Source organism: Citrobacter sp. CK195, from assembly GCF_030333365.1.
In the GTDB taxonomy this organism is placed as follows: domain Bacteria; phylum Pseudomonadota; class Gammaproteobacteria; order Enterobacterales; family Enterobacteriaceae; genus Citrobacter_B; species Citrobacter_B koseri.
This window is the reverse complement of sequence record NZ_JAOWGB010000021.1, coordinates 196998-211912: the sequence shown is the minus strand read 5'-3', so window position 1 is coordinate 211912 and position 14915 is coordinate 196998. Positions and strand designations below refer to the sequence as shown.

At 51.1% G+C, this 14915-nt stretch carries 16 protein-coding genes; 14 read left to right on the top strand and 2 right to left on the bottom strand.

What is annotated here, in order from left to right:
- Positions 1-78 precede the first annotated feature (78 nt).
- Positions 79-300, top strand: coding sequence for a hypothetical protein (locus tag OGX93_RS04175; RefSeq protein WP_373681810.1), 222 nt, complete (start codon positions 79-81; stop codon positions 298-300).
- Positions 301-747: 447 nt separating this feature from the next.
- On the opposite strand, the gene OGX93_RS04170 is transcribed toward OGX93_RS04175, so the two are convergent.
- Positions 748-1248, bottom strand: coding sequence for a DUF3828 domain-containing protein (locus OGX93_RS04170; protein WP_230011015.1), 501 nt, complete (start codon positions 1246-1248; stop codon positions 748-750).
- Positions 1249-1426: 178 nt separating this feature from the next.
- Positions 1427-2401, bottom strand: a complete 975-nt coding sequence (pspF, locus tag OGX93_RS04165) for a phage shock protein operon transcriptional activator (RefSeq protein WP_199972032.1) — start codon at positions 2399-2401, stop codon at positions 1427-1429.
- Positions 2402-2573: 172 nt separating this feature from the next.
- On the opposite strand from pspF, the gene pspA reads away from it, so the two are divergent.
- The 13 genes from pspA (at position 2574) to pgmB (ending at position 14914) form a co-directional block, all read left to right on the top strand.
- A complete protein-coding gene (pspA, locus tag OGX93_RS04160; RefSeq protein ID WP_012132265.1) occupies positions 2574-3242 on the top strand; it encodes a phage shock protein PspA in 669 nt (222 codons plus the stop codon).
- A gap of 54 nt (positions 3243-3296) precedes the next feature.
- Positions 3297-3521: an envelope stress response membrane protein PspB gene (gene pspB, locus OGX93_RS04155; protein ID WP_012132266.1), complete on the top strand. Its 225-nt coding sequence runs from the start codon at positions 3297-3299 to the stop codon at positions 3519-3521.
- Positions 3521-3880, top strand: a complete 360-nt coding sequence (gene pspC / locus OGX93_RS04150; protein ID WP_012132267.1) for an envelope stress response membrane protein PspC — start codon at positions 3521-3523, stop codon at positions 3878-3880. The genes pspB and pspC overlap by 1 nt, the downstream gene beginning before the upstream one ends.
- Before the next feature lie 10 nt (positions 3881-3890).
- Positions 3891-4121 carry a phage shock protein PspD gene (gene pspD / locus OGX93_RS04145; RefSeq protein ID WP_198448156.1) on the top strand — a complete coding sequence of 77 codons (231 nt, stop codon included), beginning with the start codon at positions 3891-3893 and terminating at the stop codon, positions 4119-4121.
- A gap of 164 nt (positions 4122-4285) precedes the next feature.
- On the top strand, positions 4286-5995 hold the full coding sequence (locus tag OGX93_RS04140) for a sugar phosphorylase (RefSeq protein ID WP_286449563.1): 1710 nt from the start codon (positions 4286-4288) through the stop codon (positions 5993-5995).
- Positions 5996-6008: 13 nt separating this feature from the next.
- Positions 6009-7301, top strand: coding sequence for an ABC transporter substrate-binding protein (locus OGX93_RS04135; RefSeq protein ID WP_071258387.1), 1293 nt, complete (start codon positions 6009-6011; stop codon positions 7299-7301).
- 21 nt (positions 7302-7322) lie between these two features.
- The gene (locus OGX93_RS04130) at positions 7323-8204 is read left to right on the top strand and encodes a carbohydrate ABC transporter permease (protein WP_286449562.1); all 882 of its coding nucleotides are present in this window, start codon (positions 7323-7325) and stop codon (positions 8202-8204) included.
- Positions 8191-9033 (top strand): carbohydrate ABC transporter permease, encoded by an 843-nt coding sequence (locus OGX93_RS04125; protein WP_071258384.1) that lies wholly within the window; start codon positions 8191-8193, stop codon positions 9031-9033. The genes OGX93_RS04130 and OGX93_RS04125 overlap by 14 nt, the downstream gene beginning before the upstream one ends.
- A 28-nt stretch (positions 9034-9061) precedes the next feature.
- Positions 9062-10114, top strand: coding sequence for a D-guloside 3-dehydrogenase (gene ycjQ, locus OGX93_RS04120; protein ID WP_071258382.1), 1053 nt, complete (start codon positions 9062-9064; stop codon positions 10112-10114).
- A 19-nt stretch (positions 10115-10133) separates the two neighbouring features.
- Positions 10134-10922, top strand: a complete 789-nt coding sequence (gene ycjR, locus OGX93_RS04115) for a 3-dehydro-D-guloside 4-epimerase (RefSeq protein WP_115181601.1) — start codon at positions 10134-10136, stop codon at positions 10920-10922.
- 10 nt (positions 10923-10932) lie between these two features.
- Positions 10933-11988, top strand: coding sequence for a D-glucoside 3-dehydrogenase (gene ycjS, locus OGX93_RS04110; RefSeq protein ID WP_286449561.1), 1056 nt, complete (start codon positions 10933-10935; stop codon positions 11986-11988).
- Positions 11985-14255: a glycoside hydrolase family 65 protein gene (locus OGX93_RS04105; RefSeq protein ID WP_286487773.1), complete on the top strand. Its 2271-nt coding sequence runs from the start codon at positions 11985-11987 to the stop codon at positions 14253-14255. The genes ycjS and OGX93_RS04105 overlap by 4 nt, the downstream gene beginning before the upstream one ends.
- The gene (pgmB, locus tag OGX93_RS04100; RefSeq protein ID WP_071258378.1) at positions 14252-14914 is read left to right on the top strand and encodes a beta-phosphoglucomutase; all 663 of its coding nucleotides are present in this window, start codon (positions 14252-14254) and stop codon (positions 14912-14914) included. Before OGX93_RS04105 ends, pgmB begins: the two co-directional genes overlap by 4 nt.
- Position 14915: the final 1 nt, after the last annotated feature.

Below are 14915 nucleotides of genomic sequence, written 5' to 3'. Positions count from 1 at the left end.
TTCCCTTCACCAGCTACCGATTACGTTGAGTGCGCGCTCTCACCTGCAGTTCTATGCAATATAGGGGCGGAAAGCAGAGTGCTTGAAACTGACGTCGGGTTTGCTGTCATTGAGCCTGCAACCAGAAAGACACCAGGTGACGTGCTGCTGATTCTATTCGATGGAAACACTCAGTTTGGGGAGGTGCTTATCACAGACGATGGCGAAGCGATCGAAGGTACTGCTCTGGCTGAAGTTGAGGTGTTGGGACGTGTAACGTTTTTCATTAACCGTGCAACTGAAGATGATATCCCTGTCTAAAAAGCGGTGTGCACCGAAACTTTATGATTTTAAACACGAACATCATGAAGCAAGATCAGGAGCCGGTAAAACTGGGTGTTTCGAAACTGGAAGGAGCTACGCAAAGTGGGATTTTTGGGGGCAAATTTGGGGGCGAAAATTGCCTGGGGACAGGTTTTGGGGCAGTAAAATGACCAGTAATGACTCACATTGTCTTAATGGTGATTGTTCTAACTAATTGTTTATTGTATAAATTATTGATTCGCAAGAGAGATTTAAAATGCGCAAATAATTTTTAAGGTTTTTAGATTCGATCTGCAAAGTGTATCGCACTTCGGCCCGCCAGGTAAAAATGACTGCGGACAACTGGCGTAAATGTACACAATTGCGATGAAGGAATCGTCATACTGGTTGAATAAACACCAAAGGAAATGCCCGTTCAGTTAAGTTACGGGCTTTGATACATGATTACTTCAGGCTTACGTTTCGCAATATTTTCTGGCCTGCGACAGATTGTACTTTCCAGGTACCGTTTTCTTTCACCATGCAGTCTATTACTGTGTGTTTCTGTTCAGCGCCGAAAGAGACATAGACCTGTGTACATACGGGATCTAAGTCTGATGAGACGATCTCTATTTGCTGCCAGTCATCGTCAAAATCCTGGGCTTTGATGAACATATCAGAATCGGGTACATCTTCGGAGCCTGGGTCTGCTGTATTTGAGGTCTTTAACGCAGCAATGGTGTTTGCTGTAACGTAGGGCTGGAGTCCCTCATAATCAGCCAGTGGATTTTTCTCCTGTATTAACTGGGATATGTACCAGCAATTAAATGTTAAAGCTGTAGCTTCGGGTCCGCCGGGAGACAACGCCGCAAAAGCAGAAGAGCTGATTAACAAGCCAGCCAGGCTCGCACCCATCATAGCATGTCTGCGTGCGTATTCTACGGCTGCGTGTTTATCCCAATTCATAGCATTTCCCTTGTATGCAAAATCGTTGGGTATAACATTACGCTGGAAATTCAATCACCTTTGTAATTATTTTTATTATGTTATTAACCAATATCGAAATTAATTATAAAGAAAACCTAATTAATTCACTTAACATATTACCCCCACAGAATGAGAACAACTGTCCCGGGCATGAGCGCTAAATCTGATGTTTTTTGAGCAATGCGCGCAACTGGTGGTAGGTCAGACCCAGCAATTCTGCTGCCCGTTTTTGATTAAATTTCGCCTGTTGCAGACTGATTTGCAGAAAGTCTTTCTCCTGCTGTTGCTGAAATTCGCGTAAATCCAGCGGCAATGATGGCACAGAAACGGGCGTTTCCGGCGGCGTCGGTTCGGGAGTGTCACGCTTAAACGGGTCGATGATAATTTCATCTAACGGATAATCGCTGCTGCCATGCCGATAAACCGAACGCTCAACCACGTTTTTCAGCTCACGAATATTTCCCGGCCAGCGGTACTGAAGCAGGGTTTCTCTCGCCCGCGCGGTAAAACCCGGGAAGAGGGGCAGATGAATCTCACGGCACATCTGAATGGCAAAGTGTTCGGCCATTAACATGATGTCGCTTTGACGCTGGCGTAAAGGGGGAAGCTGTACGACGTCGAAAGCGAGCCGGTCCAGCAGATCGGCGCGAAATGTCCCTTCGCTCACCATTTGCGGCAAATCGGCATTTGTCGCACAGACCAGACGCACATTAACCTGCAACGGCTGGCTGCCGCCGACGCGCTCCAGCTCGCCGTATTCGATCACCCGCAGCAGTTTTTCCTGAACCAGCATGGGAGCGGTCGCCAGCTCATCCAAAAAGAGCGTACCACCATCGGCGCGTTCAAAGCGCCCGGGATGACGTTTTTGCGCGCCAGTAAATGCGCCTGCTTCATGACCAAATAACTCGGAGTCGAGCAGGTTTTCATTGAGCGCGGCGCAGTTAAGGGAGATGAACGGCCCTTGCCAGCGCGTTGAGAGAAAATGCAGCCGGTTGGCGATCAGCTCTTTCCCTGTTCCGCGTTCGCCAATGATAAGCACGGGTTTATCCAGCGGCGCCAGATGGGAAACCTGCTCCAGCACTTCAAGAAAGCTGTTGGCTTCGCCGAGAAGGTTATCTTTGTATTCTGCCATGATGAGATTCACCACTTGTTAGTGTTATTCACCACTTTAGCCTATTTTTCTCGTGAGGTAAAATCGTACATTATTTTAATAATCAATAGATTAAAAAGTTGGCACGCAGATTGTATTAACCCTGTAGCAGGGCATAGCCCGATATCAGAACATACCGTGTGAGGATTGAATTATGGGTATTTTTTCTCGTTTTGCCGACATCGTGAACGCCAACATTAATGCGCTGCTGGAAAAAGCGGAAGATCCGCAAAAGCTGGTGCGCCTGATGATTCAGGAAATGGAAGATACGCTGGTGGAAGTCCGTTCTAATTCCGCGCGCGCGCTGGCAGAAAAGAAACAGTTATCCCGTCGCATTGAGCAGGCCGCCGCGCAACAGGCGGAGTGGCAGGAGAAAGCCGAGCTGGCGCTGCGTAAAGATAAAGAGGATCTGGCGCGCGCCGCGCTGATTGAGAAACAAAAACTGACGGATTTGATCGCCACCCTCGATCAGGAAGCGGCACTGGTTGACGACACGCTGGTGCGGATGAAGAAAGAGATTGGCGAGCTGGAAAATAAACTCAGTGAAACCCGTGCCCGTCAGCAGGCATTGACGTTGCGCCACCAGGCGGCAAGCTCTTCCCGTGATGTCCGTCGTCAACTGGACAGCGGCAAACTGGATGAGGCTATGGCGCGTTTTGAATCGTTTGAACGCCGTATCGATCAGATGGAGGCGGAAGCGGAAAGCCAAAACTTTGGCAAGCAGAGAACCCTGGATCAGCAGTTTGCCGATCTGAAAGCAGATGATGAAATCAGCGAACAACTGGCGCAGTTGAAAGCCAAAATGAAGCAAGATAACCAATAATAATACCTGGCGGCGCCCGAACGCGCCGCCGCTCATCACCTGTAAGGAGCACTCATGAGCGCGTTATTTCTGGCCATACCGTTAACCATTTTCGTGCTGTTCGTGTTACCGATTTGGTTATGGCTGCATTACAGCAACCGTTCCGGTCGGGGCGAACTGTCGCAAAGCGAACAGCAACGTTTAATGCAGCTAACCGACGAAGCGCAACGCATGCGCGAGCGTATTCAGGCGCTGGAAGCCATTCTTGACGCCGAACATCCGAACTGGAGGGATCGCTAATGGGAGGAATTAACCTGAACAAGAAATTATGGCGTATGCCGCAGCAGGGGATGGTGCGAGGGGTGTGTGCCGGTATCGCGCAGTACCTTGATGTACCGGTGAAACTGGTGCGTATCCTGGTGGTGTTATCGATCTTCTTTGGTCTGGCATTTTTCACCCTGGTGGCTTACATCATTCTCTCTTTTGTACTGGACCCGATGCCGGACAGCATGGCAACGGGCGAGCAACAGCCTTCCAGCGGTGAACTGTTAGATGCGGTGGATCGTGAACTGGCCGCAGGCGAAAAACGTTTACGCGAAATGGAGCGCTATGTGACCTCTGATACCTTCACGTTACGCAGCCGCTTCCGTCAATTGTAAGAGGACAGAGATGAATACTCGCTGGCAACGCGCCGGGCAAAAGGTGAAGCCGGGCTTTAAACTTGCAGGGAAGCTGGTTCTCCTGACCGCGTTACGCTACGGTCCCGCAGGCGTAGCGGGGTGGGCGGTGAAATCCGTGGCCCGGCGCCCGCTGAAGATGTTGCTGGCGGTGGCGCTTGAGCCTTTACTGAGTCGGGCAGCGGCTAAATTATCCCGGCGTTATACCGGAAATCATCCCTGACTACGATTCTGTGTACGCAGAGTAACACTTCGATTACATATTCCCCGGTAATTTGCGGCAGCTCACAAATACGATTTTTGGGCTGCCAAAATTCTTTTTTATCCTCCCTCTAAACCCGCTCGCCTGATTGACAGCTTATTTTTCACGGAGTAGTCTCTTCTTTCATGGGACCGCTACCACGGAAAACAAAAGTGAGCCAAAAAATCCAGAAATACCTGCTTGAAGTCTATGGGGAAACATTTTCGCAACGCCACTACGACGTACTGGAAAGGCGTATTGAAAAATCACGTTCATTAATTAAAAAACAGCGTAAGTTGCATTGGGATGAAAGTGATGTTGTGCTTATTACCTATGCCGACCAATTTCACTGTGAGACGTCAAAACCGCTTCCCGCATTTAATCAGTTCTTCCGTAAACGGCTAAACGCGAGTTTTTCTCATGTCCATCTGTTACCTTTTTATCCATGGTCATCTGATGATGGATTTTCGGTCATTGATTATCACCAGGTGGCGCAGGAAACAGGGGAGTGGAAAGATATCGGTGAACTGAATCAAACAAGTCAATTAATGTTTGATTTTGTCTGCAATCATATGTCTGCCAAAAGTGAATGGTTTAAAAACTATTTACAGCAAAAGCCGGGCTATGAGCATTTCTTTATTGAAATGGCCCCTTCGACAGACCTGAGTGCAGTGACGCGTCCGCGCGCATTACCGTTACTGACGCCTTTTACATTGCACGATGGCACCGTCCGTCATTTATGGACGACATTCAGTGATGATCAGATTGACCTGAATTATGCTTGCCCTGACGTGCTGCTGGCGATGGTTGATGTTTTACTGACCTACCTCGAACAAGGGGCGGACTATATTCGTCTGGACGCCGTCGGGTTTATGTGGAAAGCACCGGGTACAACGTGTATTCACCTGGAAAAAACGCACCAGTTAATCAAGCTGTTCCGGGCTATTGCTGATGAGGTGGCTCCGGGGACCGTCATCATTACTGAGACCAACGTTCCGCATCAGGATAACATTTCCTATCTGGGTAATGGCTATGATGAAGCGCACATGGTCTACCAGTTTTCTCTTCCGCCGCTGGTATTGCATGCCGTGCAACGCCAGGATACGCGTGCGTTGTGCGACTGGGCGAAAACGCTGTCGCTGCCATCCTCGAAAACGACCTGGTTTAACTTTCTGGCTTCCCATGACGGAATAGGCCTGAATCCATTACGCGGTATTTTGCCGGAAGAGGAAATACTGCAATTAGTTGAAGCGTTGCAGCAGGAAGGGGCGTTAGTCAACTGGAAAAACAACCCGGACGGGAGTCGAAGCCCTTACGAAATCAATGTTACTTATATGGATGCGCTCAGCAAGCGCGACAGTAGTGATGATGAGAGACTCGCCCGGTTTATTTTAGCGCATGCCATATTATTGAGTTTCCCTGGCGTACCTGCGGTATATATTCAAAGTATTCTGGGTTCTCGTAATGACTATGATGGTGTGGAACAACTGGGGTATAACCGCGCTATTAATCGTAAAAAATATGATCTGGCAACAATTGGATCGGCTTTAAACGATGACGACACGCTAAGACATAACGTCTTTCAGACATTATCAAAGCTTATTATTATACGTCGTCATAATAATGCCTTTCATCCGAACAGCGCTTTTGAAATAGAGAGTCTCACATCAGAAGTTATGCGAGTGACGCGTACAACAAAAGATGGCGAAGCCATTACTGCATTGTTTAATGTGAGCGATCAAATTCAAACTGTGAATATTTGTTGCTCGGGTGGTTATGACTTAATTAGTGAAAGTTATATCACCGGGGAAACATTAACACTGCACCCATGGCAGGTTATGTGGATTAAAAAATAATAAGGAACATCTAATGCTTAAATCTAACGTTGTGCTGTTATCAGCACTGGTTTCCTGCGCCCTGATTTCAGGGTGCAAAGATGACAAACAATCTCATGTCTCCATTGAATTTATGCATTCGTCGGTGGAACAGGAGCGTCAGGCCGTTATTACAAAACTGATTACGCGTTTTGAAAAAGAAAATCCTGGAATCACCGTGAAACAGGTTCCTGTTGAGGAAGATGCCTATAACACCAAAGTGATCACGCTGGCGCGCAGCGGCTCGCTGCCGGAGGTTATTGAGACCAGCCATGATTACGCCAAAGTGATGGATAAAGAGCAACTGATCGACCGTGATGCTGTTGCGGATGTTATTCAGAACGTGGGTGAAAGCGCGTTTTATGACGGTGTGCTGCGCATTGTGCGTACTGAAGATAGCGCGGCGTGGACCGGCGTTCCGGTAAGTGCCTGGATTGGCGGTATCTGGTATCGCAAAGATGTTCTGGCGAAAGCCGGGCTGGAAGAGCCAAAAAACTGGCAGCAATTGCTGACCGTCGCGCAAAAACTCAACGATCCCGCCAGTAAGAAATACGGTATTGCACTACCGACGGCGGAGAGCGTGCTGACTGAACAGTCTTTCTCGCAGTTTGCGTTGTCAAATCAGGCCAACGTCTTTGATGCACAAGGAAAAATAACCCTTGATACGCCAGAGATGGCGCAGGCGCTGGAATATTATCGTGCGCTGGCGGCAAATACGATGCCGGGTTCTAACGACATCATGGAAGTGAAAGACGCTTTCATGAACGGGACTGCACCAATGGCGATTTATTCCACCTATATCCTCCCGGCCGTCATTAAAGAAGGCGAACCGCAGAACGTGGGGTTTGTCGTTCCGACGGAAAAAACCTCTGCCGTCTATGGCATGTTGACTTCGCTGACCATCACCAGCGGACAGAAAGCGGAAGAGACGGAGGCGGCCGAGAAATTTGTCACCTTTATGGAGCAGGCGGACAACATTGCGGACTGGGTGATGATGTCTCCGGGAGCGGCACTGCCGGTCAACAAAGCCGTGGTGAACACGCCCGTGTGGAAGGAAAACGATGTGATCAACGCGCTTGGCGATCTGCCTTATCAGTTGATTGCAAAACTGCCTAATATCCAGGTGTTTGGCGCGGTGGGCGACAAGAACTTTACCCGTATGGGCGACGTGACGGGCTCTGGCGTGGTGAGTTCGCTGGTGCATAACGTGACGGTGGGTAACGCCAGCCTGTCTTCGGCCCTTAAGGAAAGCCAGAAAAAGCTGGATACCCTTGTTGAACAGCGCTAATGCGGAAAGAGGAAAGCAGTTATGACCAGGCTTTTTTCCGGTCGTTCCGATATGCCATTCGCGATGTTGCTGCTGGCGCCCAGTTTATTACTGCTGGGCGGTCTGGTGGCATGGCCGATGATATCGAATATCGAAATCAGTTTTTTGCGTTTGCCGCTTAATCCGCGAATTGCCTCAACGTTCGTGGGGTTTAGCAACTACATTAACATTCTCTCCGATCCTGGGTTCTGGCACGCGCTGTGGATGACGATCTGGTATACCGCGCTGGTTGTGGCCGGTAGTACCACACTGGGGCTGGGCGTCGCGATGTTCTTTAACCGGGAGTTTCGCCTGCGTAAAACGGCACGTTCGCTGGTGATCCTCTCTTATGTGACGCCGTCCATCTCGCTGGTGTTCGCCTGGAAGTACATGTTCAACAACGGCTACGGCATTGTGAACTACCTCGGCGTGGATCTGCTGCATCTCTACGATCATGCGCCGCTGTGGTTCGACAATCCGGGCAGTAGTTTCGCGCTGGTGGTGTTGTTTGCGATCTGGCGTTACTTCCCGTATGCGTTCATTTCATTCCTGGCGATCTTACAGACTATCGATAAATCGCTGTATGAAGCAGCCGAAATGGATGGCGCGAATGCCTGGCAGCGATTTCGCATCGTAACGCTGCCCGCCATCATGCCGGTGCTGGCGACGGTCGTGACCTTACGCACCATCTGGATGTTCTACATGTTCGCCGATGTTTATCTGTTGACGACGAAGGTCGATATTCTCGGGGTGTATCTCTACAAAACAGCATTTGCATTTAATGACTTAGGTAAAGCAGCCGCCATTTCCGTGGTGCTCTTCATCATTATTTTTGCCGTCATCTTGCTGACCAGAAAACGGGTGAATCTCAATGGCAACAAATAAACGCAAACTTGAGCGTGTCGGCTTTTACTGTGGCCTGATCGTCTTTCTTCTCATCACGCTGTTTCCTTTCTTTGTGATGCTGATGACCTCGTTTAAAAGCGCGAAAGAGGCGATTTCACTGCATCCGACCCTTTTCCCGCAGCACTGGACGCTGGAACACTATATCGACATTTTTAATCCGCTGATTTTCCCGTTTGTCGATTATTTCCGTAACAGCATGGTGGTGTCGGTAGTGTCATCCGTTGTGGCCGTATTTTTGGGCACGCTTGGCGCGTACGCGCTGTCACGTCTGCGCTTTAAAGGTCGCATGACCATTAATGCCAGCTTTTACACCGTGTACATGTTCTCCGGCATTTTGCTGGTGGTGCCGTTGTTCAAAATCATCACTGCGTTAGGCATTTATGACACCGAAATGGCGCTCATTATCACGATGGTCACTCAGACGCTACCGACCGCAGTGTTCATGCTGAAAAGCTACTTCGACACCATCCCGGATGAGATTGAAGAGGCCGCCATGATGGATGGCTTGAACCGTCTGCAAATTATTTTTCGCATTACCGTTCCGCTGGCGATGTCTGGCCTGGTCTCGGTGTTTGTCTACTGCTTTATGGTGGCCTGGAATGACTATCTGTTTGCGTCGATTTTCCTCTCCAGCGCCAGCAATTTCACCCTTCCGGTAGGGCTGAATACGCTGTTTAGCACGCCGGATTATATCTGGGGACGCATGATGGCGGCGTCGCTGGTAACGGCATTACCTGTCGTCATTATGTATGCGCTTTCCGAACGTTTTATTAAGAGTGGTTTGACCGCTGGTGGCGTGAAGGGCTAAGGCGGCCAGTTTAATTAAGGAGTTGTAAATGAAAAAGTTAGTTGCCACCGAACCGCGCGTTGCGGCGCTTGTGGAGTATGAAGATCGCGCGATTTTAGCCAACGAAGTGAAAATCCGCGTTCTGTTTGGCGCGCCGAAGCATGGTACTGAGGTGGTTGATTTCCGCGCTGCCAGCCCGTTCATTGATGAAGATTTTGATGCGCAATGGCAGATGTTTATGCCACGCCCGGAAGGCGCGCCGCGCGGTATCGAATTCGGTAAGTTCCAGCTCGGTAACATGGTGGTGGGCGACATTATCGAATGCGGCAGTGACGTGACGGACTATGCCGTGGGCGATCGCGTATGTGGTTATGGTCCGCTTTCTGAGACGGTCATCATCAACGCCGTTAATAACTATAAGCTGCGCAAAATGCCGGAAGGGTGTTCCTGGAAAAACGCAGTCTGCTATGACCCGGCACAATTCGCGATGAGCGGCGTGCGTGACGCGAATGTGCGCGTGGGTGACTTTGTCGTGATTGTCGGGCTGGGCGCGATTGGTCAGATTGCGGTGCAACTGGCGAAAAAAGCGGGAGCGTCAGTGGTTATCGGCGTAGACCCGATCGCTCACCGCTGTGATATTGCGCGTCGTCATGGCGCGGATTACTGCCTGAACCCGGTCGGCACGGATGTCGGTATGGAAATTAAAAAACTGACCGGGAAACAGGGCGCTGATGTGATCATCGAAACCTGTGGTTATGCTGACGCGTTACAGTCGGCGCTGCGCGGGCTGGCCTACGGCGGCACTATCTCCTACGTGGCTTTCGCTAAACCGTTTGCGGCGGGATTCAATCTCGGGCGTGAAGCGCACTTCAATAACGCCAAAATCGTTTTCGCTCGTGCCTGTAGTGAGCCGAACCCTGATTACCCGCGCTGGAACCGTAAGCGTATTGAAGAAACCTGCTGGGAATTGCTGATGAATGGTTATCTCGATTGCGAAGAGATTATCGACCCCATCGTAACGTTTGCCAACAGCCCGGAAAGCTATATGGAGTTTGTCGACAAGCACCCGGAAAAGAGCATCAAAATGGGCGTGACGTTTTAATTCTAAGGGAATGAATACTATGAAAATTGGAACTCAGAATCAGGCTTTCTTTCCAGAAAATATTCTGGATAAATTTCGCTATATCAAAGAGATGGGGTTTGACGGGTTTGAGATCGACGGCAAATTGCTGGTCAATAACCTTGATGACGTCAAAGCGGCGATTAAAGAAACGGGTCTGCCTGTTACCACAGCCTGCGGTGGTTACGACGGCTGGATTGGCGATTTTATTGAAGAGCGCCGTCTGAACGGCCTGAAACAAATTGAACGCATTCTTGAAGCGCTGGCGGAAGTGGGCGGCAAAGGCATTATCGTGCCGGCCGCGTGGGGAATGTTTACCTTCCGTTTGCCGCCAATGGCCTCGCCGCGCAGCCTGGAAGGCGATCGCAAAGCGGTGAGCGACTCGCTGCGTTTCCTTGACAACGTGGCTGAGCGCACTGGAACGGTGGTGTACCTGGAACCGCTTAACCGCTACCAGGATCACATGATCAATACGCTTGCCGACGCTCGTCGCTATATCGTCGAAAACGATCTCAAACATGTAGAGATTATCGGTGATTTTTATCACATGAACATCGAAGAAGACGATATGGCGAAGGCGCTGCATGACAACCGGGATCTGCTCGGCCATGTGCATATTGCCGACAACCACCGCTATCAGCCGGGAACCGGCACCCTGAATTTCGGCGCGCTGTTTGAGCAGTTGCGGCAGGACAATTATCAGGGGTATGTGGTGTATGAAGGGCGGGTACGCGCAGATAATCTGCCGGAAGCCTACCGTCAGTCATTGGCCTGGTTGCGTACCTGCTAAGAGGGTTCCCGTGAAAAGTGCAATGACAAGCGCGCCGTTGCGTGTCGCCATCATTGGCGCCGGGCAGGTGGCGGATAAAGTTCATGCTTCGTACTACTGCACCCGCGAGGATCTGGAACTGGTGGCTGTCTGTGACAGCCGCCTGTCCCAGGCGCAAGCGTTGGCAGATAAATACGGTAATGCACAGGTCTGGGATGACCCAGAGAAGATGCTGCGCGACGCTCAGCCGGATATCGTCAGCGTCTGTTCGCCAAATCGTTTTCATTACGAACACACCATGCTGGCCCTGGAAGCCGGTTGTCATGTGATGTGCGAGAAGCCTCCCGCCATGACGCCAGAACAGGCGCTGGAGATGTGCAAAACCGCGCGACGAATGGGAAAGGTGTTGGCCTACGATTTTCATCATCGCTTTGCGCTGGACACGCAATTGTTGCGTGAACAGGTTGTGGCTGGCGTGCTGGGTGAAATCTATGTCACCAATGCCAGAGCCTTGCGCCGCTGCGGAGTGCCCGGCTGGGGTGTATTCACCAACAAAGCCTTGCAGGGCGGGGGGCCGTTGATCGATATCGGCGTGCATATGCTGGATGCGGCAATGTATGTCTTAGGGTTCCCGGCGGTTAAACGGGTTTGCGCGCACAGCTTTCAAAAAATCGGCACCTGCAAAAACAGCGGGCAGTTTGGTGAATGGGACCCGGCAACGTACACCGTTGAAGATGCGCTGTTCGGCACAATCGAATTTCACAATGGCGGCATCTTGCGGCTGGAAACCTCCTTTGCGCTCAACATTCCAGAGCAGTCGGTCATGAACGTGAATTTTTGCGGTGATAAGGCCGGAGCAACGCTTTTCCCGGCACAGGTTTACACCGACCGGGAGGGGGGGCTGGCGGTCCTGTTTCAGCGTGACGTTGCGGATGATCACCGCCATTTTCGGAGTATGGATGCTTTTGTCAATCATGTGAAAGGGGAGCCAGTGACGATCGCCGATGCAGAACAAGGTTTTGTCATTCAACAAATTGTGGCTGCGTTGTATCACTCTGCTGAAACAGGAACCTGCGTGGAATTATGATGAAGCCTGTAATGTTAACAGACCCGTTTTTTTGCCTGCACAGCCTGAATAAATATGCCTCACTTATGGCGTCAGGTAATGGTTATATGGGGATCCGCGCAAGCCACGAAGAAGCGTATACAGTACAGACTCGCGGCATGTTTCTGGCGGGTCTCTATCATCAGGCTGGCAAGGGAGAGATTAATGAACTGGTCAATCTCCCCGATGTGGTTGGCGTAGAGATAACGCTGAATGGCGATATTTTCTCCCTGCTGAGCGGCACAATTGAAAGCTGGCGGCGCGATGTGGATTTTGCCACCGGAGAGTTGCGCCGTTCGCTGATATGGCGCTCGCCTGGCGGCATGCGCTTTGCGATCGAAAGCCGCCGTTTTGCATCCGCAGAAAAGTTACCGCTGTTTGCGATGGAAATGACTATTACGCCGTTGGACGCCGACGCCACGCTTTCTCTCTCGACCGGCATTGACGCGACGATAACTAATCATGGCCGTCAGCATCTGGACGAAACACAGGTCAGAGTGTTCGGACAGCACCTTTTGCAGGGGGTCTATACGACTCAGGATGGCCGCAACGATATTTCCATTTCCGCTTTCTGCCGCGTGAAAGGCGATGTGCAACGTTGCTTTACGGCAAAAGATCGCCGCCTGATGCAACACAACAGTTTGTGTGTAAAAGCGGGCCATCGTATCACGCTGGAGAAATTGGTCTGGATTGAGTGGACATCTGAACGGAATACCTCGCCTGAAATCTGGGGGAGTCAGGCCCTTCGTCAACTGGAAGCCTGTGCTGAGCAGGGGTACGACGCGCTAAGAGCAGAAACCGCCGCTAACTGGCATCGCTGGTGGCAGCGTCGCCGTGTCCAGGTCAGCAGCGTGGTGCCTGGCGATCAGCGCGCGTTGGATTTCGCGCTCTATCACTTACGCATCATGACGCCGGTTCATGATGAGCGCAGCAGCATCGCGGCAAAAGGATTAACCGGAGAAGGTTACAAGGGCCACGTATTCTGGGATACCGAGGTTTTCCTGCTGCCGTTTCATCTGTTTACCGAGCCAGACACTGCCAGAGGCCTGTTACGTTACCGTTGGCATAATCTGCCCGGTGCGCGTGAGAAAGCGAGACGTAACGGTTGGCAAGGCGCGTTGTTTCCATGGGAAAGCGCGCGTAGCGGTGAGGAAGAGACGCCGGAGTTTGCGGCGATCAACATCCGTACTGGCCTGCGGCAAAAAGTGGCGTCGGCATTAGCGGAACACCATCTTGTCGCCGATATTGCCTGGGCTGTTATCGGCTACTGGCAAGCCACAGGCGACATGAGTTTTATGGCGCGTGAAGGTATGGCGCTGCTGCTGGAAACCGCCAAATTCTGGATAAGTCGTTCGGTTGACGTGAACGGACGTCTGGAGATTCATGACGTTATTGGCCCGGATGAGTACACCGAGCACGTTAATAACAATGCCTTCACCAACTACATGGCCTGGTACAACGTGGAGCAGGCGCTGCGTTTTGCGCGTGCGCAGGGTTGTGCTGACGACACGTTTATTTATCGCGCGGAATACTTTTTGCAGAAACTTTGGCGGCCTGACATTCAGCAGGATGGCATTTTGCCGCAGGATGATGCGTTTCTCAGTAAACCGGTTATCGATTTAGCGAAATATAAAGCCAATGCGGGCAAGCAGACGATCCTGCTTGATTATTCACGCGCTGAAGTTAATGAGATGCAAATTCTCAAGCAGGCGGACGTGGTAATGCTGATGTATATGCTGCCGGAGCTGTTTACGCCGCAGACATGCCTGGCGAACCTGCGCTTTTATGAGGCGCGCACGATTCATGACTCCTCTCTGAGTAAAGCGATCCACGGTATCGTGGCTGCGCGCTGTAAAGATCCAGCAATGGGGTATCAGTTCTGGCGCGATGGAGGGCAAATCGATCTTGGCGACGATCCGCACAGTTGCGATGACGGTATTCATGCCGCAGCGACAGGGGCTATCTGGCTGGGCGCGATACAAGGATTTGCAGGGTTAAGCGTGCGCCATGGCGAACTGCATCTGCATCCGGCGCTCCCGGCGCAGTGGAAACGCCTCGCTTTTCCGTTGCAGTGGCAGGGCAGAGAACTGTTTATCACCATGGATGCAGATAACATCAGCATCACCAGCATCGGCCCCGTCGATGTGTGGATTTACAACCGTAAGGTTACTGTTGACGGTGAGCGGTCATTCAAATGCAGTGACGTTATTTTACCTGTTAATGGGACCGCTACCAGGGAGGGGGAATGAAACCTCAGGCCATCATTTTTGATTTAGACGGCGTGATTACTGATACCGCGCATCTGCATTTTCTGGCGTGGAAACAGATAGCCGATGAGACGGGGATCGTGATTGATGAGGCGTTCAATGAACGTTTGAAAGGCATTAGCCGTAATGAATCGTTGTGCCGCATTTTGCAGCATGGCGGTAAAGAAGGGGTGTTTACCGATGCTGAATGTTTGCAGCTAGCTGCGCGTAAAAATGCCCTGTACGTTCACGCTCTGCGCCAGTTAACGACCGACTCTGTCCTGCCCGGTATTCGGGCGTTATTGACCTCGCTGCATGAATTACAGATTCCGGTAGGGCTGGCATCCGTCTCTCTCAATGCCCCTGCAATCTTACAGGCGCTGGAGATTGCTGACTTTTTTGATTTTTGTGCAGACGCAGCGCACATATCCCGCTCGAAACCGGATCCTGAGATTTTTCTTGCCGCCTGCAACGGTCTTGGGGTGAGGCCTGATGCGTGCATCGGTATTGAAGATGCACAGGCGGGTATTGATGCCATCAATGCCTGCGGTATGCATTCTGTCGGTATCGGTCCGGGGTTAACCGGCGCGGAGTTACATCTTCCTTCAACGGAATTTCTGACGTGGCCGTGCTTATCGGCTTTCTGGCTAAACGCAAAGTAAA

What these genes read in the sequence shown, in the direction of transcription:
- OGX93_RS04170 (WP_230011015.1), bottom strand. Translation starts at nt 1,248, where the DNA reads ATGAATTGGGATAAACACGCAGCCGTAGAATACGCACGCAGACATGCT.
- pspF (WP_199972032.1), bottom strand. Translation starts at nt 2,401, where the DNA reads ATGGCAGAATACAAAGATAACCTTCTCGGCGAAGCCAACAGCTTTCTT.
- pspA (WP_012132265.1), top strand. Translation starts at nt 2,574, where the DNA reads ATGGGTATTTTTTCTCGTTTTGCCGACATCGTGAACGCCAACATTAAT.
- pspB (WP_012132266.1), top strand. Translation starts at nt 3,297, where the DNA reads ATGAGCGCGTTATTTCTGGCCATACCGTTAACCATTTTCGTGCTGTTC.
- pspC (WP_012132267.1), top strand. Translation starts at nt 3,521, where the DNA reads ATGGGAGGAATTAACCTGAACAAGAAATTATGGCGTATGCCGCAGCAG.
- pspD (WP_198448156.1), top strand. Translation starts at nt 3,891, where the DNA reads ATGAATACTCGCTGGCAACGCGCCGGGCAAAAGGTGAAGCCGGGCTTT.
- OGX93_RS04140 (WP_286449563.1), top strand. Translation starts at nt 4,286, where the DNA reads ATGGGACCGCTACCACGGAAAACAAAAGTGAGCCAAAAAATCCAGAAA.
- OGX93_RS04135 (WP_071258387.1), top strand. Translation starts at nt 6,009, where the DNA reads ATGCTTAAATCTAACGTTGTGCTGTTATCAGCACTGGTTTCCTGCGCC.
- OGX93_RS04130 (WP_286449562.1), top strand. Translation starts at nt 7,323, where the DNA reads ATGACCAGGCTTTTTTCCGGTCGTTCCGATATGCCATTCGCGATGTTG.
- OGX93_RS04125 (WP_071258384.1), top strand. Translation starts at nt 8,191, where the DNA reads ATGGCAACAAATAAACGCAAACTTGAGCGTGTCGGCTTTTACTGTGGC.
- ycjQ (WP_071258382.1), top strand. Translation starts at nt 9,062, where the DNA reads ATGAAAAAGTTAGTTGCCACCGAACCGCGCGTTGCGGCGCTTGTGGAG.
- ycjR (WP_115181601.1), top strand. Translation starts at nt 10,134, where the DNA reads ATGAAAATTGGAACTCAGAATCAGGCTTTCTTTCCAGAAAATATTCTG.
- OGX93_RS04105 (WP_286487773.1), top strand. Translation starts at nt 11,985, where the DNA reads ATGATGAAGCCTGTAATGTTAACAGACCCGTTTTTTTGCCTGCACAGC.
- pgmB (WP_071258378.1), top strand. Translation starts at nt 14,252, where the DNA reads ATGAAACCTCAGGCCATCATTTTTGATTTAGACGGCGTGATTACTGAT.